This is a genomic window from Streptomyces sp. W1SF4 (assembly GCF_003950035.1).
Taxonomy (GTDB): domain Bacteria; phylum Actinomycetota; class Actinomycetes; order Streptomycetales; family Streptomycetaceae; genus Streptomyces; species Streptomyces racemochromogenes.
Map to the genome: position 1 here is coordinate 1,969,039 of NZ_CP034350.1, position 22,683 is coordinate 1,991,721.

General features: G+C 75.2%; 22 protein-coding genes. 10 read left to right on the forward strand and 12 right to left on the reverse strand.

Annotated features, from left to right (window positions below; all coding sequences use genetic code 11):
- Position 1: 1 nt before the first annotated feature.
- Together D1J60_RS09240 and uvrB are read right to left on the reverse strand one after the other, a co-directional pair.
- On the reverse strand, positions 2–580 hold the full coding sequence (locus D1J60_RS09240) for a TerD family protein (RefSeq protein ID WP_125820778.1): 579 nt from the start codon (positions 578–580) through the stop codon (positions 2–4).
- 84 nt (positions 581–664) lie between these two features.
- On the reverse strand, positions 665–2,806 hold the full coding sequence (gene uvrB / locus D1J60_RS09245) for an excinuclease ABC subunit UvrB (protein ID WP_125820779.1): 2,142 nt from the start codon (positions 2,804–2,806) through the stop codon (positions 665–667).
- 247 nt (positions 2,807–3,053) lie between these two features.
- On the opposite strand from uvrB, the gene D1J60_RS09250 reads away from it, so the two are divergent.
- From D1J60_RS09250 to D1J60_RS09260, 3 genes are all read left to right on the forward strand, one after another.
- Positions 3,054–3,956: a glycerophosphodiester phosphodiesterase family protein gene (locus D1J60_RS09250; protein WP_125604095.1), complete on the forward strand. Its 903-nt coding sequence runs from the start codon at positions 3,054–3,056 to the stop codon at positions 3,954–3,956.
- A 65-nt stretch (positions 3,957–4,021) separates the two neighbouring features.
- Positions 4,022–4,585 (forward strand): methylated-DNA--[protein]-cysteine S-methyltransferase, encoded by a 564-nt coding sequence (locus D1J60_RS09255; RefSeq protein WP_125820780.1) that lies wholly within the window; start codon positions 4,022–4,024, stop codon positions 4,583–4,585.
- 166 nt (positions 4,586–4,751) lie between these two features.
- Positions 4,752–6,077, forward strand: coding sequence for an MFS transporter (locus D1J60_RS09260; protein ID WP_125603376.1), 1,326 nt, complete (start codon positions 4,752–4,754; stop codon positions 6,075–6,077).
- On the opposite strand, the gene D1J60_RS09265 is transcribed toward D1J60_RS09260, so the two are convergent.
- Positions 6,067–6,441: a cupin domain-containing protein gene (locus D1J60_RS09265; RefSeq protein WP_125603377.1), complete on the reverse strand. Its 375-nt coding sequence runs from the start codon at positions 6,439–6,441 to the stop codon at positions 6,067–6,069. The two genes, D1J60_RS09260 and D1J60_RS09265, sit on opposite strands and share 11 nt — an antisense overlap.
- Before the next feature lie 73 nt (positions 6,442–6,514).
- Complete coding sequence (locus D1J60_RS09270; RefSeq protein ID WP_125820781.1) at positions 6,515–7,300, reverse strand: class I SAM-dependent methyltransferase; 786 nt, start codon at positions 7,298–7,300, stop codon at positions 6,515–6,517.
- Between the two features lie 82 nt (positions 7,301–7,382).
- Between D1J60_RS09270 and D1J60_RS09275 the strand changes: the two genes are divergently transcribed.
- Both D1J60_RS09275 and D1J60_RS09280 read left to right on the forward strand, forming a co-directional pair.
- Complete coding sequence (locus D1J60_RS09275) at positions 7,383–8,315, forward strand: pseudouridine-5'-phosphate glycosidase (protein ID WP_125820782.1); 933 nt, start codon at positions 7,383–7,385, stop codon at positions 8,313–8,315.
- Positions 8,312–9,217 carry a PfkB family carbohydrate kinase gene (locus tag D1J60_RS09280; RefSeq protein WP_206436504.1) on the forward strand — a complete coding sequence of 302 codons (906 nt, stop codon included), beginning with the start codon at positions 8,312–8,314 and terminating at the stop codon, positions 9,215–9,217. The genes D1J60_RS09275 and D1J60_RS09280 overlap by 4 nt, the downstream gene beginning before the upstream one ends.
- Before the next feature lie 349 nt (positions 9,218–9,566).
- Here D1J60_RS09280 and D1J60_RS09285 read toward each other — a convergent pair whose 3' ends face one another.
- On the reverse strand, positions 9,567–10,205 hold the full coding sequence (locus D1J60_RS09285) for a uridine kinase (RefSeq protein ID WP_125820783.1): 639 nt from the start codon (positions 10,203–10,205) through the stop codon (positions 9,567–9,569).
- Positions 10,206–10,297: 92 nt separating this feature from the next.
- Between D1J60_RS09285 and D1J60_RS09290 the strand changes: the two genes are divergently transcribed.
- Positions 10,298–11,743, forward strand: a complete 1,446-nt coding sequence (locus D1J60_RS09290) for a WGR domain-containing protein (RefSeq protein ID WP_125820784.1) — start codon at positions 10,298–10,300, stop codon at positions 11,741–11,743.
- Here D1J60_RS09290 and D1J60_RS38830 read toward each other — a convergent pair.
- Positions 11,707–12,135 (reverse strand): cupin domain-containing protein, encoded by a 429-nt coding sequence (locus D1J60_RS38830; RefSeq protein ID WP_125603382.1) that lies wholly within the window; start codon positions 12,133–12,135, stop codon positions 11,707–11,709. The two genes, D1J60_RS09290 and D1J60_RS38830, sit on opposite strands and share 37 nt — an antisense overlap.
- A 123-nt stretch (positions 12,136–12,258) precedes the next feature.
- Between D1J60_RS38830 and D1J60_RS09300 the strand changes: the two genes are divergently transcribed.
- Entirely contained in the window at positions 12,259–12,918 is a 660-nt protein-coding gene (locus D1J60_RS09300) for a DUF2293 domain-containing protein (protein WP_125603383.1), read from the forward strand.
- Here the strand turns inward: D1J60_RS09300 and D1J60_RS09305 are convergent.
- Complete coding sequence (locus D1J60_RS09305) at positions 12,911–13,609, reverse strand: chaplin (protein ID WP_206436505.1); 699 nt, start codon at positions 13,607–13,609, stop codon at positions 12,911–12,913. The genes D1J60_RS09300 and D1J60_RS09305 overlap by 8 nt on opposite strands.
- 127 nt (positions 13,610–13,736) lie before the next feature.
- On the opposite strand from D1J60_RS09305, the gene D1J60_RS09310 reads away from it, so the two are divergent.
- Positions 13,737–14,285 carry a hypothetical protein gene (locus D1J60_RS09310; RefSeq protein WP_125820785.1) on the forward strand — a complete coding sequence of 183 codons (549 nt, stop codon included), beginning with the start codon at positions 13,737–13,739 and terminating at the stop codon, positions 14,283–14,285.
- Here the strand turns inward: D1J60_RS09310 and D1J60_RS09315 are convergent.
- The 3 genes from D1J60_RS09315 to D1J60_RS37980 all read right to left on the reverse strand — a co-directional run bounded on the left by D1J60_RS09315 (position 14,266) and on the right by D1J60_RS37980 (position 19,352).
- On the reverse strand, positions 14,266–15,471 hold the full coding sequence (locus D1J60_RS09315) for an SWIM zinc finger family protein (RefSeq protein WP_125820786.1): 1,206 nt from the start codon (positions 15,469–15,471) through the stop codon (positions 14,266–14,268). The genes D1J60_RS09310 and D1J60_RS09315 overlap by 20 nt on opposite strands.
- Positions 15,468–18,341 carry a DEAD/DEAH box helicase gene (locus tag D1J60_RS09320; RefSeq protein ID WP_241253194.1) on the reverse strand — a complete coding sequence of 958 codons (2,874 nt, stop codon included), beginning with the start codon at positions 18,339–18,341 and terminating at the stop codon, positions 15,468–15,470. Before D1J60_RS09320 ends, D1J60_RS09315 begins: the two co-directional genes overlap by 4 nt.
- A gap of 129 nt (positions 18,342–18,470) precedes the next feature.
- On the reverse strand, positions 18,471–19,352 hold the full coding sequence (locus tag D1J60_RS37980; RefSeq protein WP_241253195.1) for a hypothetical protein: 882 nt from the start codon (positions 19,350–19,352) through the stop codon (positions 18,471–18,473).
- A 904-nt stretch (positions 19,353–20,256) separates the two neighbouring features.
- On the opposite strand from D1J60_RS37980, the gene D1J60_RS09330 reads away from it, so the two are divergent.
- Together D1J60_RS09330 and D1J60_RS09335 are read left to right on the forward strand one after the other, a co-directional pair.
- Complete coding sequence (locus tag D1J60_RS09330; protein WP_241253196.1) at positions 20,257–20,895, forward strand: hypothetical protein; 639 nt, start codon at positions 20,257–20,259, stop codon at positions 20,893–20,895.
- A gap of 74 nt (positions 20,896–20,969) precedes the next feature.
- Positions 20,970–21,230, forward strand: coding sequence for a DUF6343 family protein (locus D1J60_RS09335; protein ID WP_185899614.1), 261 nt, complete (start codon positions 20,970–20,972; stop codon positions 21,228–21,230).
- 208 nt (positions 21,231–21,438) lie between these two features.
- On the opposite strand, the gene D1J60_RS09340 is transcribed toward D1J60_RS09335, so the two are convergent.
- Both D1J60_RS09340 and coaE read right to left on the reverse strand, forming a co-directional pair.
- Positions 21,439–21,771, reverse strand: coding sequence for a tetratricopeptide repeat protein (locus D1J60_RS09340; protein ID WP_125823940.1), 333 nt, complete (start codon positions 21,769–21,771; stop codon positions 21,439–21,441).
- A 147-nt stretch (positions 21,772–21,918) separates the two neighbouring features.
- A complete protein-coding gene (gene coaE / locus D1J60_RS09345; RefSeq protein ID WP_125820790.1) occupies positions 21,919–22,521 on the reverse strand; it encodes a dephospho-CoA kinase in 603 nt (200 codons plus the stop codon).
- Between the last annotated feature and the right edge of the window lie 162 nt (positions 22,522–22,683).

Genomic DNA, 22,683 nt, shown 5'->3' on the forward strand with positions numbered 1-22,683 from the left:
CTTACAGGTGCGGCAGGATCGTCGGCATCAGGTCCTGGAAGGTCCGGCCGTTGGCCGGGTTTCCGAGGGCCGTCATCTGCCAGCCGCCGCCGGTCCGGGACACCTTCGCCATGATCTGCGCGGTGTACTGGCCGCCGCCGTCGAGGGTGTAGCGGGCCAGCTCCTGGCCGTTGGTCTCGTCGACGATGCGGCAGAAGGCGTTCTGCACTTCCTGGAAGGTCTGGCCGGTGAACGAGTTCACCGTGAAGACGATCGTGTCGATGTGGACCGGGACCCGCTGGAGGTCGACGAGGATGGCCTCGTCGTCCCCGCCCTGGCCGACGCCGCCGACCAGGTTGTCGCCGGTGTGGCGGACCGAGCCGTCGTCGCTCTGCAGGTGCCGGAAGAAGACCACGTCCACCGGCTGCTTGTCGGCGAAGAGCACCGCCGACGCGTCGAGGTCGATCTCCCGCGTCCGCGAGCCGAACAGCCCCCGGCGCTTGGCCGCCTGCCAGCCCAGGCCCATCCGGACCGCGGTCAGCGTGCCGCCGTCCTGCTTCTGCAGACTGATGGCCTGACCCTTGGTCATGTTGACCGTCACGCGCGTTCCCCTCTCCATAGCCCGCCCCTAAAGGCCCGCAGCGTGCGCCTGCGGCGTTTCCACACCCTACTGACCGCCCCGGGGTCAGGCGAGGCCCGCTTCCCTCATCTGGCGAAGCTCCTTCTTCAGCTCGCCCACCTCGTCCCTGATCCGGGCGGCGACCTCGAACTGGAGCTCGGCGGCCGCTCCCCTCATCCGCTCGGTCATCTGCTCGATGAGCGCGGCCAGTTCGGCGGCGGGCCGGTCGGTCACGACGGCGGCCTTGGCCGTCTTGCCGCCCTTGCCCTTGGCGACGGCCGCGGCCTTGCCGCCGAGCGCGGGGACCGGCGCCTTGGCGGCCTTGCCGTCCTTGGCCTGCCGGTAGCCGGTGCCGAGGAGCTCCTCGGTGTCCAGCTCCTCGCGGGCGATGGTGGCGACGATGTCGTTGATCTTCTTGCGCAGCGGCTGCGGGTCGATCCCGTTGGCCGTGTTGTAGGCGATCTGCTTCTCGCGGCGCCGGTTGGTCTCGTCGATGGCCTTCTCCATCGCCGGGGTCATCTTGTCCGCGTACATGTGGACCTGGCCGGAGACGTTGCGGGCGGCACGGCCGATGGTCTGGATGAGGGAGGTCCCCGAGCGCAGGAAACCCTCCTTGTCGGCGTCGAGGATCGCCACGAGCGACACCTCGGGCAGGTCGAGGCCCTCGCGCAGCAGGTTGATGCCGACCAGTACGTCGTACTCGCCGGCCCGCAGCTCGCGCAGCAGCTCGATGCGGCGCAGCGTGTCGACGTCGCTGTGCAGGTAGCGGACCTGGATGCCCAGCTCCAGGAAGTAGTCGGTGAGGTCCTCGGCCATCTTCTTGGTGAGGGTGGTGACCAGGACCCGCTCGTCCTTCTCCACGCGGCCCCGGATCTCGTGGACGAGGTCGTCGATCTGGCCCTCGGTGGGCTTGACCACGACCTCCGGGTCGACGAGGCCGGTGGGGCGGATGATCTGCTCGACGAAGCCGTCGGAGCGGGAGAGCTCGTACTTGCCGGGGGTGGCCGACAGGTAGACGGTCTGGCCGACCCGCTCGAGGAACTCCTCCCACTTCAGCGGCCGGTTGTCGAGCGCGGACGGCAGCCGGAAGCCGTGGTCGACCAGGGTCCGCTTGCGCGAGGCGTCGCCCTCGTACATGGCGCCGATCTGCGGCACGGTGACGTGCGACTCGTCGATGACGAGGAGGAAGTCCTCGGGGAAGTAGTCGATCAGGGTGTTCGGGGCCGAGCCGCGCTCGCGGCCGTCCATGTGCAGCGAGTAGTTCTCGATGCCGGAGCAGGACCCGATCTGGCGCATCATCTCCAGGTCGTAGGTGGTGCGCATGCGCAGCCGCTGGGCCTCCAGCATCTTGCCCTGCTTCTCCAGCTCCGCGAGCCGCCCGGCGAGCTCGGCCTCGATGCCGGTGATCGCCTTCTCCATGCGCTCGGGGCCGGCGACGTAGTGGCTGGCGGGGAAGACGTAGAGCTCGCGGTCCTCGCTGATGACCTCGCCGGTCAGCGGGTGCAGGGTGGACAGCGCCTCGATCTCGTCGCCGAACATCTCGATGCGGACGGCCAGTTCCTCGTAGACCGGGAAGATCTCGATGGTGTCGCCGCGCACCCGGAAGGTGCCGCGCGTGAAGGCCAGGTCGTTGCGGGTGTACTGGATGTCGACGAAGCGGCGCAGCAGCTGGTCCCGGTCGACCTCCTCGCCCACCTTGAGGCGGACCATCCGGTCCACGTACTCCTGCGGGGTGCCGAGGCCGTAGATGCAGGACACGGAGGCGACGACGATCACGTCGCGCCGGGTCAGCAGCGAGTTGGTCGCGGAGTGGCGCAGCCGCTCCACCTCCTCGTTGATCGAGGAGTCCTTCTCGATGTAGGTGTCCGACTGCGGTACGTAGGCCTCGGGCTGGTAGTAGTCGTAGTACGAGACGAAGTACTCGACGGCGTTGTTCGGCAGGAGCTCGCGGAACTCGTTCGCCAGCTGGGCGGCCAGCGTCTTGTTCGGCGCCATCACCAGGGTGGGCCGCTGGAGCTTCTCGATCATCCACGCCGTGGTGGCGGACTTGCCCGTACCGGTCGCGCCGAGCAGTACGACGTCCTTCTCACCTGCGCGGATGCGCTTCTCCAGCTCGGCGATGGCCGCCGGCTGGTCACCGCTGGGCTGGTACGGGCTGACGACCTCAAAGGGTGCCACCGTGCGTTCGATCTTCGATACGGGCCGCATGACTCCACCGTACGACCCCGCACCGACACTCACGTCCTTCCGCGGGGCCGCGGGGCCCCGCGACAGGTCCGGCGGGCGGAGCGGATCTCCTCCTTTCCGGTCTGTTTGTCGTAGTTCGGTGGCATCCCGGTGATCTTCGCGCCGATGATCGCCGTGCACGCTCCGCCGTGAAGTGCACCGCCGCAATGCCTCCCGCTCCGCACCCGTCTGACGCAGGACCAGGGCTCACGACCCGAGGAGAGACCACATGTACGTCCGACCCGCCACCGCGGCAGCCGCCGCGATCCTGGGTTTCGCCCTCACGGTGCTGGGCGGGACGGCCTCCCCGGCCGCCACCGGCCCCGGCTCCCCCGACGGCACGAGCGGGGTCCTGGGCCCCGTCGTGTACGCCCACCGGGGTGCTTCCGCGTACGCCCCGGAGAACACCCTCGAAGCGATCGACCTGGCCGGGCGGCTCGGCTTCGACTGGGTCGAGAACGACGTCCAGCGGACCAGGGACGGCGAGCTGGTGGTGATCCACGACGACACCCTCGCCCGCACCACCGACGCCGAGCAGGTCTTCCCCGGCCGGTCGCCCTGGCGGGTCAAGGACTTCACGGCGGCCGAGATCGCGCGGCTGGACGCGGGCAGCTGGTTCTCGCCGCGCTTCGCGGGCGCCCGGGTGCCGACGCTGCGGGAGTACATGGAGCGGGTCGGGGAGAACCGGCAGAAGCTGCTGCTGGAGATCAAGAAACCGGAGCTCTACCCCGGCATCGAGGGCGAGACGCTGGACCTCCTGGGCCGGCTGGGCTGGCTCGACGGGGACCACGTCGCCCGCCGCCTGGTCGTGCAGAGCTTCAGCGCCGACTCCGTGCGGATCGTGCACGGCCTGCGCCCCGACCTGCTGACGGCCTTCCTGGGTACCCCGCCCGTGGCCGACCTGCCCCGCTACGCGGAGTTCACGGACCGGATCAATCCGTGGCACACGACGATCACGGCGGACTGGGTGGCGGCGGTGCACGGCCTGACGGGGGCCCACGGCAAGGCCATGGAGGTGGACACCTGGATCGTGGACGACGCCGCCACCGCCCGCAAGGTCCGGGACATGGGCGTGGACGGGATCATCACGAACGCGCCCGACGTGGTGCGGAACGCCGTGATCGGCTTCTGACGCGGGAACGCCCCCGGGGCCCGGAATCCGGCCGCGCTGTCGGTGGCGGCCCGTACCGTGGAGCCGTGGACAGCACCGAGCGGCCCCGCGGGCCGCACCTCGAATGGACCGTCGTCCCCAGTGACATCGGCCCCCTGCTCCTGGCCGCGACCCCCGGGGGTCTGGTCCGGGTCGAGTTCCACGCGCGACCGGACCGGGCCGGCCGGATGATCGGCTCGCTGGTCTCCCGGCTCGGGGCGGACGCGTGGCGGCCCGACCCGGGCGAGGAGGTGCTGCTGGCCGAGCCGATACGCCAGCTGGAGGCGTACTTCGCCGGTTCTCTGCGGCGCTTCGAACTGCCGCTGGACTGGCGGCTCAGCTCCGGCTTCAACAAGCAGGTGCTGCTGGAGCTCGACCGCTCGGTGCCGTACGGATCGGTCGTCGGGTACGGGGAGCTGGCCGCCCGCGTCGGGCAGCCGGGGGCGGCCCAGGCCGTGGGCAACGCCATGGGCTCGAACCCGCTGCCCCTGGTGGTGGCCTGCCACCGCGTGGTGGAGAACGACGGCGGGATCGGCGGGTTCGGCGGCGGGGTGGAGACCAAGCGGATCCTGCTCGCGCTGGAGGGCGTGCTCCCGCAGCCCCTCTTCTGACCTGCGGGTTCCGCCGCGGTGCCAGCCGGTGGCCGCACGGCCCGGGGCGGGTATACCCGGTTCCCCCGCGCGGCCTGCGGTGGGAAACTGCCGCCGTGACCACTCCTGCCGCTCCAGGCCCCGTCCCGTCCGGCCCCGACACACCCCAGCGCCGGGGGTGTCCGGCATGAGCACCTCCCCCGACGCAGCCCCCGGCACCGCCCTCGGCAGCGGCGGCGCGGCCGCGCCGGTCGACGCCGCCGACCTGCCCCGGCTCCAGCGCCGGACGTCCGCGGTGCTCATGGCCAGCCAGATCCTGGGCGGCCTGGGCGTGCCGATCAGCATCGCCCTGGCCCCCGTGCTGGCCACCGAGATCAGCGGCACCGAGGCCCTGTCCGGCTTCGCCTCCACCGCCGCGGTGATCGGCACCGCCCTGGTCTCCCTGCCGCTCGCCGCCCTGATGACCGCGCGCGGACGCCGCCCGGGGCTCGTGGTGGCGTACGCCATCGGCACGCTCGGCGCGGCCCTGGTGGTCCTGGCCGCCTCGGTCAGGAGCTTCCCGCTGCTGATGCTCGGCATGGCCGCCTTCGGCGCGGCCTCCTCCGCCAACCTCCAGGCCCGCTTCGCCGCCGCCGACCTCGCCGCGCCCGACCGGCGGGCCCGCGCGATCTCGCTCGTCGTCTGGTCCTCCACCCTGGGCGCGGTGCTCGGGCCCAACCTCTCCGCCCCCGCCAGCGACAGCTTCGCCGGCACCTCCATACCCCAGACGGCGGGCCCCTTCGTGTGGGCCGGCGCCGTCTTCGTCCTCACCGGCACGCTGCTCGCGGTGTTCCTGCGGCCCGACCCGCTGCTGACCGCCCGGGCCCTGGCCGGGGCCGGGGAACAGTCCCGTCAGGCCCGCTCGCTGCGCGCCGGCCTGGCCGCCGTCAAGGCCTCGCCGCGGGCCAGGCTCGCGCTGCTGACCGTTGCCGTGTCCCACACCGCCATGGTCTCGATCATGGTGATGACGCCGATGGACCTCAGCCACCACGGCGCCGGCCTGCGCCTCGTCGGCCTGGTGATCAGCGGCCACATCGCGGGCATGTTCGCCTTCTCCCCCGTCATGGGCTGGCTCGCCGACCGCCTCGGCCGGCTGTCCGTGATCGGGCTCGCGGCCGGCCTGCTCTCCCTCGCCGCTCTGCTCGCCGGCACCGCCCACGGGAACCACGCCCAGAGCGCGGCCGGGCTCTTCCTGCTCGGGCTCGGCTGGTCCGCCGGCATGGTCTCCGGCTCGGCGCTGCTGACCGACTCGGTGCCGCAGGCCGCACGGGCCGCCGTACAGGGCCTGAGCGACCTGACGATGAACACCGCCGCCGGTGTCGGCGGGGCCGCCGCCGGGCTGGTCATGTCCCAGGCCGGCTACGGCTGGCTCAACGCGATCGGTGCGGCGCTCCTGCTGCCCATGGCGGCGCTCGCCCTGTTCACCGCCCGCCGCCACCCCCAGCCGGCGAAGCCGGGGGGCCTCAGCAGTTGATGTGGTAGGCCTTGCGCAGCGTCTCGTGGACCGTCCAGGTGGTCCGGTCGCCCTCGCGCAGCACGCAGGCCGAACCCGGACCCACCTCGAACGTCGCGCCGCCCTCGACCTCGATGGTGGCGCGGCCGCTGACCACCACGAACAGTTCGTCGGCCTCGGTGTCGGTGACCACCCCGGGGGTGATCTGCCAGATCCCCCGGATCTGAGAGCCGTCCGCCGACTCCCACAGCACCTTGCCGGTCACGGCCGGGGTGCCGGAGACGATCTGCGCGGGATCGAGCTCCTCGGCCTCCAGCTCGGCGTCGGGGACGTCCGCGACGGACACGGCGAAGGAGGCGGGGGCGCTGTGGTCACTGGTGCTCATGGTGCGTCAGCCTAGGGGCCCCGCCCCCGCCCGCGCGGTCACCAGAGCGTCCAGCGCGGGCGCGTACGACACGTCATTCCGTCGAGCGCGTCCGCACCACCGGCCGGCGCGCGCCGAGGACCGGCTGGTGGAAGCCGGTGTCCTCGGCGGAGTGCCAGACCGGCTCGCCGAAGCCCGCCCGCCGCACGTACGCCGACGTCTCCTCCTCGGGCAGCGCCCAGTACGTGGCGCTCGACGTCGTCGTGCTCCAGCCCTCGCCGGACGGCAGCAGCTGGAACAGCTCCACGTCGTAGCGCTCGCCGTCGGCGTGCCAGTGCCACAGCTGGAAGGTGACGGTGCGTCCCTCCGGTCCGGTCCGCACGTACGGGGCCTGGCTCGCGGGCCGGGTCCTGCGCAGCTCGCCGTAGGGACGGGTGGAGAGCAGCAGCAGCCCGCCGGGGCGCAGCACCCGGCGGCTTTCGGCCAGTGCGGCGCCCACGTCCTCGGCGGTCAGCAGGTGCGGGAGCGCGTTGTCGGCGCACACGACGGCGTCGAAGGAGGCGTCGGGGAAGGGCAGCGCGCGCATGTCCGCGGCGGCGACCGGCAGCGTCAGACCGCGGGCGGCCGCCTCGCGCGCGGCACGGGCCGCGGCGAGCGGGCTGAGGTCGGTGCCGGTGACCCGGTGGCCCAGGCCCGCCAGGCCCAGCGCCTGGGTCCCGATGCCGCAGGCGCTGTCGAGCACGGTGTGCGGCCCCGGGCCGAGCGAGGCGGTGAGCAGGGCGTCCAGAGCACGTCCCTGGCGGGCGATGCTCGCGTCCCAGTCCGCGTACATGAGGTCGTAGCGCGGGGCGAGTTCGTCGTAGAAGGTCCGGGTGTCCATCCGGGCACGCTACTCGGACAGGTTCGCGCCGGAGCGGGAGGGGCGTGTTTGGGGGCGTGAATCCCGTGCCAGGGATGGGGACATGCCACAGCACAGAGCATCCGAGATCCCGGTCCTGTCGCCAGAGGTGCGCGAGGCGCTCGCCGCGCGCCGGCCCGTCGTCGCCCTGGAGTCGACGATCATCGCGCACGGCCTGCCGCGCCCCCGCAATCTGGAGGTGGGGCTGGAACTGGAGGAACTGGTCCGGTCGGAGGGCGCCGTTCCGGCGACCGTGGCCGTGGTGGACGGGGTGCCGCGGGCGGGCCTGGACAAGGCCGCGCTGGAGCGGATCTCCGCGGGTGAGGGGGTGCGCAAGCTGGGCCACCGGGACCTCGCGCCCGCCCTCGCGGCGGGGGCGACCGGGGCGACGACGGTGTCGGCGACGGCCTTCCTGGCCGCGCGGGCGGGGCTGCGGGTGTTCGCGACGGGCGGGCTGGGCGGCGTACACCGTCAGTGGACGCTCTCGCAGGACGAGTCGGCGGACCTGTCGCTGCTCGCCCGGACCCGGATCACGGTCGTGTGCGCGGGGGTGAAGTCGATCCTGGACGTGCCGGCCACGCTCCAGCGCCTGGAGACGCTCGGGGTCGGCGTCGTCGGCTACCGGACGAAGCGGTTCCCCGGTTTCTACCTGGCCGATTCGGGAGAGCCGGTCGACTGGACGGTGGAGGAGCCGCAGGAGGTGGCGGCGGTGATGGCTGCTCAGGACGCCGTCGGAGGGCCGGAGTCGGCGCTGCTGGTCGCCAACCCGGTGGCCGAGGCGGAGCAGCTGGATCCGGCGCTGCACGACCGGGTCCTGGCCGAGGCGCTGGCCGAGTGCCGGGAGCGGGACATCACGGGGCAGGCGGTGACGCCGTTCCTGCTGGGGTTCCTGGTGCGGGCGACGGGCGGTGCGTCGCTGGAGGCGAACCTGGCGGCGGTACGCGGCAACGTACGGCTCGGCGCGCGGATCGCGCGGGCCTGGGCGGCCCGCGCATGACGGCGGCGCCGGCGGCACTGCCGGGGGCGCTGCTGGTGGTCGGCGACGTGGTGACGGACGTGGTGGCGGTGCACCGCGAGCCGCTGGCCCCGGCCACCGACACCGCCGCCCGCATCCGCACCCTCCCCGGCGGGGCCGGGGCCAACGCCGCCTGCTGGGCGGCCCGTACGGGCACGGCGGAGGTGCGCCTGCTCGCGCGGGTGGGCTCCGAGTCGGCCCGCTGGCACGAGCGGGCGCTGGTCGACGCGGGGGTACGGCCCCGGCTGGTGGTGGACCCGGCGGAGCCGACCGGGACGGTGGTGGCGCTGGTCGGCGAGGACGCGGAGCGGACCTTCCTGACCGACAGCGGGGCCTCGCTGCGGCTGTGCCCCGCCGACTGGGTGCCGGCGCTGCTGGACGGTGCCGGGCACCTGCACCTGTCGGGCTACCTGTTCTTCTCGGAGTGCAGCCGGGAGCTGGCCCTGGTCGCGCTGCGGGCCGCCCGGACCCGGGGGGTGCCGGTGAGCGTCGACCCGGCCTCGGCGGGGTTCCTGGCCGAGCTGGGCCCCGACCGCTTCCTGGCCGCCGTGGCGGGGGCGGGCGTGCTCCTGCCGAACGAGGACGAGGCCCGGCTGCTGGCGGGGGTCGGGGAACCGGCCCGGGCGGCGGAGGAGCTGAGCCGGCGGGTGCCGCTGGTGGTGGTGACCCGGGGTCCGGGCGGCGCGATCGTCGCCGAGGGCGGGCGGATCACCGCCGAGGTCGAGGCGGAGCCGGCGGAGGCGGTGGACACCACGGGCGCCGGGGACGCGTTCGCGGGCGGCTTCCTGGCGGCCCGCCTCGCGGGGGCGACCGCCGCGGACTCCGCCCGCGCCGGCTGCCGCGCGGCTGCCGCCGCCGTGGCCCGACTGGGGGGCCGGCCGTAGCTTGTCACGCGCCGCCGCGCCGGACTCCGTCCGTCGGGTGCGGGGCGGGGCCGGGCCCCGTGGCTGTGGCCGGTGGTCGTGTGCGGGTGGTCGTGCCGCTGCGCGGCGCTGGGTCCCCTACCCGCCCTTCCACCGTTCCCCGGGCTCCGCCCGGACCCGTTCCGGGCGGGCGCTCCGCGCCCGGTGCGCTCAAACGCCGCGCGGGCTGGAATTTCGCTGCGCGAAATCCAGCCCCGCCTGGGGGCACCTCCCAGCGGTAGCTGGGGGAGTTTGAGGCGCGGGGTCCGGGGCGGAGCCCCGGGGAACGGGCGAAGGGTGGGTAGGGGACCCGGCTCGCGCAGCGGCGGCGCTAGGTCGGCGGGAGGCCGGTCCAGGCCGGGTGGAGGGGGTCGTCCGCGCGGACGAGGACGTCGGCCGCGGAGGCCGGGTCCGTGTCCCGCGCGTACCGGGCGAACGCCGGCAGCGTCCACCGCTCGGCCTCCGGCGTCCGCCGCCCCAGCGCCCCCGCCGAGAGGCTGACGTGCACGCTCAGGTCGAACGGGAACCAGTGCCCCAGCAGCAGCGGCCCGTGCACGATCACCACCGCGCCCGGCGGGAGTTCGGTGTACGGGCTGCGGGTGGCCCGGTCGGTGACGGGGTCCCACAGGTCGGGCAGGACCCGCCCGCTGCCCCCGGGGTCCGTCGGGCCGAACACCTCGCGCCACAGCGCGCCCGTGTCGTACCAGCCCTGGAGGTACGCGTCCACGTCCTCGCGCCCGTACTCGAACCGCAGCGAGGCCGGCCGCAGGAACCCCCCGGCGGCCACCACGAGCACCGCCCGGCCGCGCGAGCGCAGCGCCCCGGCCAGTTCCTCCGCCAGGACCCCGGTGTCGGCCGCGGGCGCGCCGTCGATGCCGACCCGTTGCCAGGTGTCGCCCGCCGCGGGCGCGCCGAGGTGGCCGGCGAGCCGCTCGGCCATCCGCTGCCAGGTGATCGCTTCCAGCTTCACGAGCCCATTGTCAGTGGTGCGCCCTAACGTTTTTCACGAGGGATCACCGGTGGAGAAGAGCCGGCGGCCCTGCTCTTGGGGAGGGGTCTGTCATGGCTCGGGAGACGACGTATCTGGAGCTGTCGCAGGAGGACGGCGCGGCGCACAAGTTCTACGAGGTGACCGTGGACGGCGTGAGCGTCTCGGTGCGCTACGGCCGCATCGGCGCGGCCGGCCAGCTGCAGAGCTCCTCGTTCCCGACGGCCGAGAAGGCCCGCGCGGCGGCCGCCAAGAAGATCGGCGAGAAGGTCCGCAAGGGGTACGCGCCGGCGGTGCGGGGGGCGCGCGCCGCCCGGTCGGTGACGCGGCGGCAGGTGGCGTCGGCTCCGTCCACGGCCCGCGCGGTGGCGCCGGTGCTGTGGCGCTTCCGGACCGGCTCCTCGGCCTTCGGGATCCACGTGGACGAGGACCGCTGCTGGGTGGGCAACCAGGCGGGGGACGTCTACACGCTGAGCCACGGCGGCGAGGTGCTGGCCCGCTACTCCCTGCCGGACGGGGTGAAGTGCCTGGTGGCGGACGAGTTCTGGATATACGCGGGTTGTGACGACGGCACGGTGTACGACCTGTCGTCGAAGGTGCCGTTCGGGGCGTACGGGATAGCCGCGGACGTGGACATCTACTGGCTCGACATCCACGAGGGTGTGCTCAACGTCTCCGACGCGGGCGGCGGCCTGACGGTCATCGACCACGAGGACGAGCACCAGTGGTCGCGGAAGTCCTCCGGTACCGGTGCCTGGATGGTCCGGGCGGACGAGCGGGCCGTCTACCACGGGCACAGCGCCGGTGTGACGGCGTACGCGGCCGACGGCACGGGGCAGTTGTGGCACACCGCGACGCCCGGCGGGGTGCTGTTCGGCTGGCAGGAGGAGCACGCGGTGTACGCGGGCACGGTGCGCAACACCGTGCAGCGCCTGTCGAAGGCGACGGGGCGGGTCGAGGCCTCGTACCCGTGCGACGCGGCGGTGTACTCGTGCGCGACGTCCCCGGACGGCCGGCACGTCTTCGCCGGCGACTCCTCCTCGTCGGTGTACTGCTTCGACGCGGACGGGCGCCGGCTGTGGAAGCTGGGCACCGGCGGGGGTTCGGCCCTGTCGATGCAGTACCTGGACGAGCGGCTGTACCTGGTCACCACGGACGGGTCGCTGGTGTGCGTGGACGCGAGCGGTGCGGCCATCGCCGCGGCCCAGCAGGGTTCGGTCCCGACCGCGGTGGACGTGAAGTCGGCGGCCGCGCTGCCGGTGTTCACCCCGGCGGCGTCCGCGTCGGCGGTGGCCACGGTCTCGGTGGCCGCGGTGCCGGCCGGCGGTGTGGTGGTGGAGTGCGTCCAGCAGGGCGGGCGGATGCGGGTGCAGGTGGTCTCGGACGGCTTCGAGCACGGCTGGAACGTGCAGTTCCCGCGCGGGATCCGGGAGGCGGGCGCCCGGTACGTGGTGGACGGGCTGCACGCGGCGAGCGGGGGCTTCTACCGGGTGCGCGGGGAGATACGCCGGCTCGTCTGAGCGGTGCACCGGGGGTCCTGGGGACAGCCGCAGGGCACGGCGCCCCGGGGGGCCGGGGCGGCCACCGACCAGGGGTCGTCCTCGGTGAGGGCGCAGGTGATCTGGAGGACGACGGGCCGGGTCCCGAGGTTGCGGCCGAGGTGTACGTGGCCGGCACCGGCCGGTTCGACGAAGGTGGCGCCGGCCGGGTGCACCTCCACGGTGCCGTCGGACAGGATGCGGGTGAGGGTCCCGGACTTGACCACCGCCATCAGCGGGACGTGGTGGTAGTGCCATCCCGTGCAGCCGCCGGGGGCTATGACGACCTCCCGGCCGGTGAGGCCCGAGGGCCCCGTCTCGCGCGCCGCCGCCGCGGCTCCGGGGCGCCGTACCGTCGCCTGTCGTCCACCCATGTGCTCCTCCTCGCCAGGGGCTCACGGTAGACAGACCTCATGACTTCCAGTCGGATTTTATGAAAGACCAACAACCCTTCCGCGTCAGGTGATATAGGGCTCGGCGGGCGGTATCACAACGGCATGAGTCTCGTCGTCTTCGAGTCGCTGAAGCCGATCCACTGCGCCGCGTGCCGACGGGGGCCGCTGCGGCACCTCGTCCGCGAATCCGGCGTGCCCCGCTGCCTGGACTGCGCCGACCTGGGCCATCTCGTCTACCTGCCGCGCGGCGACACGGCGCTCACCCGCCGGGCCCGGGAGGGCAGTTCGCTGCACGCCGTCGTGGTGCGCAGGCACAAGGGCCGCCGCCGCTACGAACGCCAGGGGCTGCTGGTGGAGGACGCCGCGCTGGCCCGCGCCGAGCGGGCCTGCCTCGCCGACGCCGATGCCCGGGCCCGCCGCCGCGAGCGGGACCGGCAGCGCCGCGCGGCCGAGGACGTCCGGTTCACCGCCGCCTTCGCGGCCGAGATCCGGCGCCTGTTCCCCGGCTGCCCGGCCGACCGGGCCCAGGCGATCGCCGCCCACGCCTCGCTGCGCGGCAGCGGCCGGGTCGGGCGTACCGCCGCCGGCCGGGCGCTCGACGAGCAGGCCGTGTCGGTCGCGGTGCGGGCCGCGGTGCGGCACACCGACACCGAGTACGACGCGCTGCTGATGGCGGGGGTGCCCCGGTTCGCGGCCCGGGCCCGGCTGGCGGCGCGGATCGACGCGATCCTCGACGGCTGGCGTACGGGGGGCGTCAGCTGAGGCGGAAGCGGCGGTAGAGGAGCGCCCCGCCGAGCAGCAGGGCGCCGCTGCCGGGCACCAGGTAGCCGAGCCCGTCGGAACCGGTGTGGGCCAGGGCCGACGGGTCCCGCGGAGCGGGCGGGGCCGGCGGGGTGACCGGCCGCTGGGCGACCGGCGGCTGCACGGCGGGCGGCTGCACGGCGGGCGGCTGCACGGGCTTGCCGCCGGTCGGGGGCTCGCCGTTCACGGAGGTGTTCCCGTGGGAGCCGTTGCCGACGCCGACGACGTTCACCGAGTTGCCGCTGACGTTCAGCGGGAGGTCCACCGGGAGCTGGACGCCGTTGCCGGACAGCAGCCCGGGGGAACCCTTTCCGCTCCCCTCGGCGCTCGCCCCTCCCCCGTGCCCCCCGGACCCGGGTTTCGACGGATGGGAGGGCCGCGGGTCCGGATTCCCCCCGCCCGCAGCGGTGTTGGTACAGCCGTTGCCGGCGGCGGAGTTCAGCACGCCGACCACGCTGACCGTGTTCCCGCACACGTTCACCGGGGCGTGCACGGGCAGTTGCACCAGGTTCCCGGACAGCAGCCCCGGGGAGCGCTCGGTCTGCCCGCCCGCGTCGGCGTCGGCGTACGCGAAGCCGCCCACCCCCGCGACCGCCAGTCCGCCACCCGCGACCATCGCCGCGATCAAGCCGTTCCGACGAGTGTGACGCATCAGATTTCCTGCCTTCCGGAGGGTTTCAGGGCCATCGGGCCCGTACCGGAAACAACGCGGTAAACCCGTTCGGGTTATAGAGCCGGTAGGCATTTCACTCCATCGTGTACTGGGTAGTGCCTACTTCATGACTGAACGACCGCTCCTGCTGCTCGACGTGGACGGCCCGCTCAACCCGTTCCGGTCCCTCTTCGCAGGTCTGCGCGGCTACACCAGCCACCGGATGCGCCCGGACGTCTGGCTCTCCTACCGCGACCCGGAGTCCCGCAAGGCCCGGCGAGGCGTCCGGGTGCGCCTGCACCCCTCCCACGGCGCCCGGCTCCAGGCCCTGCCCTTCGAGCTGACCTGGGCCACGGCCTGGACCCACCAGGCCAACACCCTGATCTCCCCGCACATCGGACTCCCCGCCGACCTGCCCGTGGTCGAGTGGCCGGAACTCTTCGCCAAGGACCCCGACGGCCTCTCCTGGAAGACCCGCCCACTGCTCGACTGGGCGGCCGGCCGGCCCTTCGCCTGGGTCGACGACATGATCACCCCGCAGGACCGTGCCTGGGTCTGCGCCCACCACCCGGCACCGAGTCTCCTGCTGCGCGTCCATCCCCGCCACGGCCTGCGCGACCGGGACTTCGCGGCCCTGTCCGCCTGGGCGGGCGAGGTCAGCGCAGCAGGGCGGTGACCGGATCCGGCGACGGGCTGCCGGTGGGCCACCAGTCGTCGGCGTCCGGGCGGGACTCGTAGGCGTACCACAGGCCCTCGCGGCCCAGGCGGAGCTGACGGCCGCGGGCGGTGAGCCGGTTGCGGTCGGGGCGGAAGGAGCCCTGCCCGGCGGCGAGCAGGGCCGGCCGGGCCCGGTCGAAGGGCCCGGCCGGGGGGTCCCAGGGCTCGTCGAGCGCGGTGAGCGCGGGCAGGCCCCCCTGCCGCCAGGCCGCGGCGGCCCGCGCCAGGTCGGTGGTGCTGCGGCCGGTGGCGCGGGCCAGGTCCCGGTACAGGGTGCGGGCGGTGCCGGTGAGGCCCGAGGTGGGGTGCGCCGAGGCCAGCCGGACGGCGTCCTGCCAGAGGGTGAGCCCGCCGACGGGATCCTCGGCCGTGGCGAGCAGAGCCAGCGCACGGGCGGCCGCGTCCGTGGCGAGCTGCTCCAGCGCCAGCGGGTCCGGCGCGGCCGGATCGGCGGGGTAGGCGGGCGGCGGGCCCGCGACGGCGGGAGCGGCGAGCGGGGCGGGCAGCAGGGGCAGGCCGGTGCGGGCGAGTGCCGCCCGGGCCGGGACACCGGGGAAGTCCGGCGCCGCACCGGGCTGTTCGCGCGCCGCGTGGGCGGCGTTGCGCCGGGCCAGCTCGTCGAGGAGCTCGCGCTCGCCCCGGCCGCGCAGGAGCAGCAGGACGAAGGGGTCGGCGTCCAGGAGCCGGGCCGCCCGGTAGCACAGGGCCGCGGCGTGCTTGCAGGGCGGCAGCACCGTGTCCGGGCAGGAACAGCGCGCCGCGAGCTCGCCCGCACCGGGCAGCACGGTCTCCGCGAGGGACTGCGGGACCTCCCGCTCCAGCAGCGCGGCGAGGGCCGACGGGTCGGCGGCCAGCGCCTCCAGCAGGGCCGACCACTCGGCGTCCGCGAAGACGGGCAGGGTCAGCTCGGTGCGGTAGGGGCGGGCCCGGCTGCCGCGGACGTAGGCCACGATCCGGCCGGGTGTCACCGTGACCGCGTCGACATGCCCTTCGGCGGCGTACGCCTGCCCCCGCCGCAGGCGGGCCGCGTCCCGCGCGCGCTCCTCCAGCGCGGCCACCCAGGCCCGGCCCCACCAGGTCGCCGCCTCCACCCCGGCGGGCACGGTCTCGAAGGTGCGGCGGCGGTCGTCCCGCGCGGTGATCACACCGGCCTCCGCAGGGAGACGAGGTCGGCCAGCTCGCGGTCCGTCAGCTCGGTCAGCGCGGCCTCGCCGGAGCCGAGCACGGCATCGGCCAGCGCCCGCTTGGCCTCCAGCAGTTCCGCGATGCGGTCCTCGACGGTGCCCTCGGCGATGATGCGGTGCACCTGGACGGGCTGGGTCTGGCCGATGCGGTAGGCCCGGTCGGTGGCCTGCTCCTCCACCGCCGGGTTCCACCAGCGGTCGTAGTGGATCACGTGCCCGGCGCGGGTGAGGTTGAGGCCCGTCCCCGCGGCCTTGAGCGACAGCAGGAAGACGGGGACCTCACCGGACTGGAAGCGGTCGACGAGCTCCTCGCGGCGGGGCACGGGGGTGCCGCCGTGCAGGAGCTGCGAGAGGACGCCCCGGGAGGCGAGGTGCCGCTCCAGGATCCGGGCCATGGTCACGTACTGGGTGAACACCAGGACCGAGCCGTCCTCGGCCAGGATCGTGTCCAGCAGCTCGTCGAGCAGGGCCAGCTTGCCCGAGCGGTGCGCGAGGCGGGGCGCCGCGGCACCCGCCACGGCGCCCTCCTTCAGGCCGTACTCCTTCAGGCCGTACTCCTTCAAGAACTGCGCCGGGTGGTTGCAGATCTGCTTGAGCGAGGCCAGCAGCTTCATGATCATGCCGCGCCGCTCCATGCCCTCGCTGCCCTCGATCACGGCCATCGCCTCGTCCACCGCGGCCTGGTAGAGGGAGACCTGCTCGCGGGTCAGGGACACCGGATGGTCCGTCTCCGTCTTCGGGGGCAGCTCGGGGGCGATGCCGGGGTCGGACTTCTTGCGGCGCAGCAGGAACGGCCGGACGAGCGCGGCCAGCCGGGCCACCGCCGCCTCGTTGCCCCCGTCCTCCTCCTGCTGGTGCTCGACCGGGCGGGCGTGCCGGGCCCGGAAGGTGGTGAGCGGGCCCAGCAGTCCCGGCGTCGTCCAGTCGAGCAGCGCCCACAGCTCGGAGAGGTTGTTCTCGACGGGGGTCCCGGTGAGGGCCACCCGGGCCGGCGACGGGATGGTGCGCAGCGCCTTGGCCGTCGCCGAGTGCGGGTTCTTGACGTGCTGGGCCTCGTCCGCGACGACCAGGCCCCAGCCCTGCCCGGCCAGGCGGGCGGCGGCCGCGCGCATGGTCCCGTACGTGGTGAGGACGAAGCCGCCCTCCTCCAGCCCGTCGAGGCTGCGGCCCGCGCCGTGGAAGCGGCGCACCGGTGTCCCGGGGGCGAACTTCTCGATCTCCCGCTGCCAGTTGCCCAGCAGCGACGCCGGGCAGACCACGAGGGTGGGCTCGGGGCGGGCCCGGTGCAGGTGCAGGGCGATCAGGGTGACCGTCTTGCCCAGGCCCATGTCGTCGGCGAGGCAGCCGCCCAGCCCGAGCGAGGTCATCAGGTCCAGCCAGGCCAGCCCGCGCAGCTGGTAGTCCCGCAGGACCGCCTTCAGCGCCGGGGGCGGCGCGACCGGGGGAAGCTCCCCGGTGAGCCGGTCCCGCAGGGCGGCCAGCGCGCCGACGGGCACCACCGGCACCGTCTCACCGCCGACCTCGGCCTCGCCGCTCAGTACGGTGGCGAGCGCGTCGACCGGGTCCAGCAGGCCCAGCTCCCGCTTGCGGGCCTTGCGCACGAGCTCGGGATCGACCCGCACCCACTGGTCGCGCAGCCGCACCACGGGCCGGTGGGCCTGCGCGAGCGCATCCATCTCCCCCGGGGTGAGCCGGTCCCCGCCGAGGGCCAGTTCCCAGGAGAAGGCGAACAGGGCCGCCGCGTCGAAGAAGGCCGTGCCGTCGGTCGCGGAGCCGGGCGCGGCCGGCCGGACGACGGCGGTCGCCGAGAGCGTACGGGCCAGCTCGCGCGGCCAGTGCACGGGCACCCCGGCCGCCGCCAGCCTGGTCGCGGCGGTGCCCAGCAGGTCCTCCAGCTCGGGGTCCGACAGCGGGAGGGCGTCCGGCACCGGCTGGTCGAGCAGGCGCAGCAGGGGCGGCCAGACCCGGGCCGCCCGGCGCAGCGCGAGCACGGCGTCGATCCGGGCGCGCGGGCCGAATCCGGACGCCGCCGCGCCGGCCCACAGCAGGCCCGCGTCGGTGACCAGGGTCGGATCGGCCAGGCTGTGCACCTGGACCACGGCCGCTCCGGCGCGGCGTACGTCCTCCGGCTCGGCCTCGTCGAACAGCCGGAAGGAGGACAGGTCGAGCCGGAGCGAGATCCCCACCCCGGCATCGGCGCCGGCCGCGACCTGCGCCGCCCACTCCCGTATCCCCGGCACCCGCTGCGGCTCCCGGGCCGCGAACGGGCGCCCGGAGGCGAAGGGCGCGGCCGGCGTGCGCGGCAGCACGTCGGCGACGGCGTCGAGGAAGGCCCGGACCAGGGCCTCGGGCTCGGGCAGGGCCGTCGGGCGGCGTCCGGCGAGCGGGGTGGCGTACGCCTCGTACGGCAGGGCGGCCGCGACGGCGCGCAGGTAGCCGACGTCCTCGGCGTCCAGCGGCCCGGCACGCCAGGCGTCGACCCCGTCGGCCGTGAGCCCGGGCAGCAGGCGGCCCCGCGCGGCGAGGGACAGGGCCTGCGTGGCGGCGGTGCCCCAGGCGCGGGTGGCGGGATGCGCGGCGGGACTGCGGGCGGCCCGCACCAGCACGGGCAGGGCGGCGGCCACCGACAGCGCCACCGCGGGCACCGTGCGCGTGCGGACGCCGTCCCCGTGCGGCCGGACCACCTTCAGCGGATGCGGGCTCCCCAGCTCGGGCAGCGGGTCCCCCTCCGGGCACCAGAACGCCACCCGCCCCTCCCGGGGTACGGCGGCGGGGAGGAACACGGCGGCGCGGCGCAGCAACGGCTGCTGCGGCGGCGGCTGCGCGGTCACGGGGTCCCCCCTCCCTGGCGCTCGGCTCCGCCCGGTCATGGCGGTTCCACTGCCGCCGAGTCTAGGCGGCCCCACTGACAACGGGCGCTGACCTGCGGATACGCCCGCCGGGCACCGGAGGGGGGACGGTCAGCGTGACCAGCGGCCGAGTTCGCCCGCGAAGCCGTACGCGGGCCGGCCCGTGGCGGCGCTGGTGCGCCAGGGCACGCCGTCGTCGTCCAGGCGGAGGGTGCCGGACCCGCCGGGTCCGCTCCAGCGCAGTTCGAGGTACCAGTCGCAGTCGCAGCCCGTGGCGGCCGCGGTCACCCGGAGCACGGCCGGGTCGGCCGCCGAGACGCGCAGCGGGAAGGCCGGCGCGGGGAGCCGCGTCCCGGAGTCGTTGCCGGCGAGGGGCCGGGCCAGGGGCCGCGGCGCGTCCAGGTTCACGGCGAAGCCGGCCGGGGTGAGGCCCCCGCCGCAGCCCGGGGACATCTGGTAGACGTTCCAGGCCGGAGGGGTCCGGCGGCCGGTGACCCGCACCTCCAGCCCCTGGAGCACGACGGCCTGGTCCCCGGTGCCGTGCAGGGTGACCTCGACGGTCTGGCTCCCGGCGTGCACGGCCCGCTGCGCCCGCGCCCAGGCGGGCGCGTCCGCCTCCACGGGCGGTGCGGGGACGGACTCCGGGGCCCTGTCGGAGAGGTACGCGTGGTCGCAGCCGGCGGCCCACACGTGGGACCGGACGGCGGCCCTGAGCGGCGTCACCACCGGCCCGGGCGGGGGCGCGGCCGTGGCCGTGGCCGTCCCCCGGCTCGGGGCGGGCGGTGTCGTCGCCGGCGGGCTCGCGCTCGCCGACCCGGTGGGCCCGCCCGGTGCGGCCGAACCCGCCGGTCCGCCCGGACGGCCGGTGACCCCCGCCCCGTCCCCGGACCCCACCCCGGCCACGTCCCCGGCCCCCGCGGCCGAACCCGCCACCGGCCCCGCCTGCGGGGTCCGCGGCCAGGGCCCGGCCGCCGCGAGCACGACGGCGGCCACGGCAACCGCCACCACCCCGCCGACCCCCACGACCCGCCGCCGGTACCCCGCCCCACCCCGCCCCGCGCCCGCCGCCCCGGGCCCCCCGTCGCCGCCCCCGGAATCCACCCCGGCCCCGGCTCCAGCTCCAGCTCCAGCCCCGGGATCCGCAGCCCCCGCCCCGGCACCTTCCCCGGGCTCCGTCCCACCCCCGGCACCCCCCCGGGCCCCCACGCCGGAACCCTCCGCGGCGCCTGCGCGGGCATCCACCCCGGAACCGTCCCCGGGCTCCGTCCCGCCCCCGGCACCCACCCCCGTCACGGCCCCCGCACTGGCCGCTGCCGCGCTGCCGGTTCCGGACGCGGCCCCGGGCTCCGCTTCGGCCCCGGCCGCACCCTCGCCCCCGTCCCGCCCTCCGGACCCGGACCCGGCCGCACCCCCCGCCTCCGCCCCGGCCCCGGCCCGGCCCCCGGGCTCGGCCGCCGCCCCCGACGGGCCCCGGCCCGCCGCTCGGCGGGCGTCGGCCAGGAGCCAGGCGCGGTGCAGGGCCAGCGCCTCCTCCCGGGTGGCCCCGCAGGCCCGGGCGAAGCGGTCCACCACGGCGAACTCCGCCGGCACCGCCTCCCCCGCGCAGTACCGGTGCAGCGTCGAGGTGCTCGTGTGCAGCCGCCTCGCGAGCACCCCGTAACTCAGCCCGCCACGCTCCTTCAGCTCCCGCATCAGGCGCGCGAATTCCTCGGTCTCCGGCTCGGCCACGCCGCTCCCCCGTCCCATGACTCCGTTCCACCCCAGGGGTGTTCCCCCAGGTGACGGCACGTACAGCCGTTCCAGTGTCCCGGTTCCGCCGCAAACGGTGGCCCAACGCCCCCGGCCGGGGAAGGCTGTTCGGACAACGACCGCACGTACCGCTCTACGGGGAGACACCGTGTTCCGACCCACCGACACCCGCACCACCCGCACCACCCGCGTCCCGGCCCTCGTGGCCACCGCCCTCGCGGCGGCGGCCGCCCTCGCCCTCACCGCCTCCGGCACCGCCACCGCCGCGACCGCCCCCGGCTTCCTGAACGGCACCGACCTCCCCCCGCACCCCTCCTCCCCCTGGCACCCCGGCAAGATCACCAAGGGGCTGCCCGAGGACGCGCCGTTCTGCCTGGACGGGGTGCTGCCGGCGGCCGGCAGCTGGCACCGCGCGTTCGGCACCGAGTTCGACACCGGCGCCGTCCAGATCTCCGTGCGCGCCGCGTCCGACGCCGCCGCCGCGAAGCTCGCCACCGCCCTGGAGCGCAAGGTCGCCGCCTGCGCCGCCGACTGGCTGCGTACGAACCCGGGCGGCACGGCCTCCTGGCAGGACTACGGGAAGCTGGCCGTCGAGGAGGGCGCACACGTCTACGGCGTCGGCGCGTCCATCCCCGACTCGGAGCCGGGCGTGCACCTGTACGGGATCGGACGCGACGGCTCCACCGTGACCGTCGTGAAGTGGGGCCAGATGGGCAACCTGCCCGACGCCCCCGTGGCGGCCTTCAAGAAGACGACCACGACGGCCGTGAACAAGCTCAACCCCTGAGCCCGGGCTCCCGTCGCCGGCTCCCCGGTGGGACCATGGAACCGAGGCCTCTACCCCGAGGTGAGGCGATGGCCATGCGTACCGGAAACGAGCCGGTGACCGCCCGCAGTCCGCTGCGGCTGCGGTTCTGGCTGAGCCTGTGGGGGCTGCTCTGGGCCGGCGGCGGGGCGGCCGCGTTCTCGCTGGCCGGCCGTCCCGGATGGGCCGCCGCCTGCGCGGCCCTCGCGCTGGTGGCCGCCGTCGACCTGGCCGTCGTGATCCGGCACATCCACCAGGGCCCGCACTACCAGCCGGGCCCGGACGTCCCCCCGTACGAACCCCCGCACACCCGCTAGGCGGACGCGGACGGCCTAGGCCGTGTCTTCCGGATCTTGCTCCCCCAGCTACCGCTGGGAGGTACCCCCAGACCCGCGCCGCCCGGCACCGCACCTCGCCGCGTTGGCGGAGCACCCGAGTACGTCCAGTACAAGGGCGCCCCGCCAACGCGCCGATGCACGGCACCGGACAACGCGGGCTTAACCGGCAAGATCCGAAAGACACGGCCTAGCCGTCGAAGCGGGCCGCCGCCAGGTACTCGGGCTGCGGGTCGAGGGCGGCGGCGAGCCGGAAGTGGCGGCGCGCCTGCTCGGCCCGCCCGGCCCGCTCGTGGGTGCGGGCGAGCGCGAAGTGGGCGAAGGCGTTGTCCGGCTCCCGCTCCAGCACCAGCTCGAACTCCAGCTGCGCGGGCCGCAGCTGCGCGGCTGCGAAGAAGGCGCGGGCGCGCAGCAGCCGGGCGGCGGTGTTCTCGGGGTGGGCGGCTATGACGGAGTCGAGCAGCCGTACCGCGCCGCGCGGGTCCCGGGCGGCGAGGAGCTGCTCGGCGGCCCGGTAGTCGATGACGTGCGTCTCGGGGCTCGCGGACCCCGACGACCCGGCAGATCCGGATGCGGGTCCAGGTCCGGTGGACGGCGGCGGGGGCGTGGTGTCGGACACGTTGTCTTCCCTTCCCTCTACGGGCGCGTTCAACGCCTTCCGCCGCTGCGGCTATTCCGCCGCGGCGCGCGCGGTGAGCTCCGCCCAGACCTTGCGTACCTGGGGCTCCAGCGCCTCCAGCGGCCCGTCGTTGTCGATCACGAGCGTGGCCACCGCCAGCCGCTGCTCCCGCGTGGCCTGGGCGGCCATCCGGGCGCGGGCCTCCTCCTCGCTCATCCCGCGCTTCGCGGTCAGCCGGGCCAGCTGCGTGTCCGGGGCGGCGTCCACGACCACGACGAGGTCGTACAGGGGGGCGAGGCCGTTCTCCGTGAGGAGCGGTACGTCGTGCACCACGATCGCGTCAGGTCCCGCGGCTCCCTCCAGTTCGGCGGACCGGGCCCCGACGAGCGGGTGCACGATGGCGTTGAGGGTCTGGAGCTTCGCCGGGTCGGAGAAGACGACCGCCCCCAGCTTGGGCCGGTCCAGCCGCCCGTCCGCGGTGAGCACGGAGTCCCCGAAGGCCTCCACCACGGCCGCGAGCCCGGGCGTGCCCGGCTCCACGACCTCCCGCGCGATGCGGTCGGCGTCGACGACGACCGCCCCGTACCCCGCCAGCAGCCGGGAGACCTCGCTCTTGCCGGCACCGATTCCGCCTGTCAGGCCCACTTTCAGCATGGTCAGCACCCTAGGCGGTGTCCCCCTCCCGAGGAACACCGCCCGCCGAACGCCGGGCCCTGGCGCACCGCCCCGGCTCTAGGCCGTGTCTTCCGGATCTCGCCTGACCCGCGCCGCCCTGCACCGCACCTCGCCGCGTTGGCGGAGCACCCGAGTACGTCC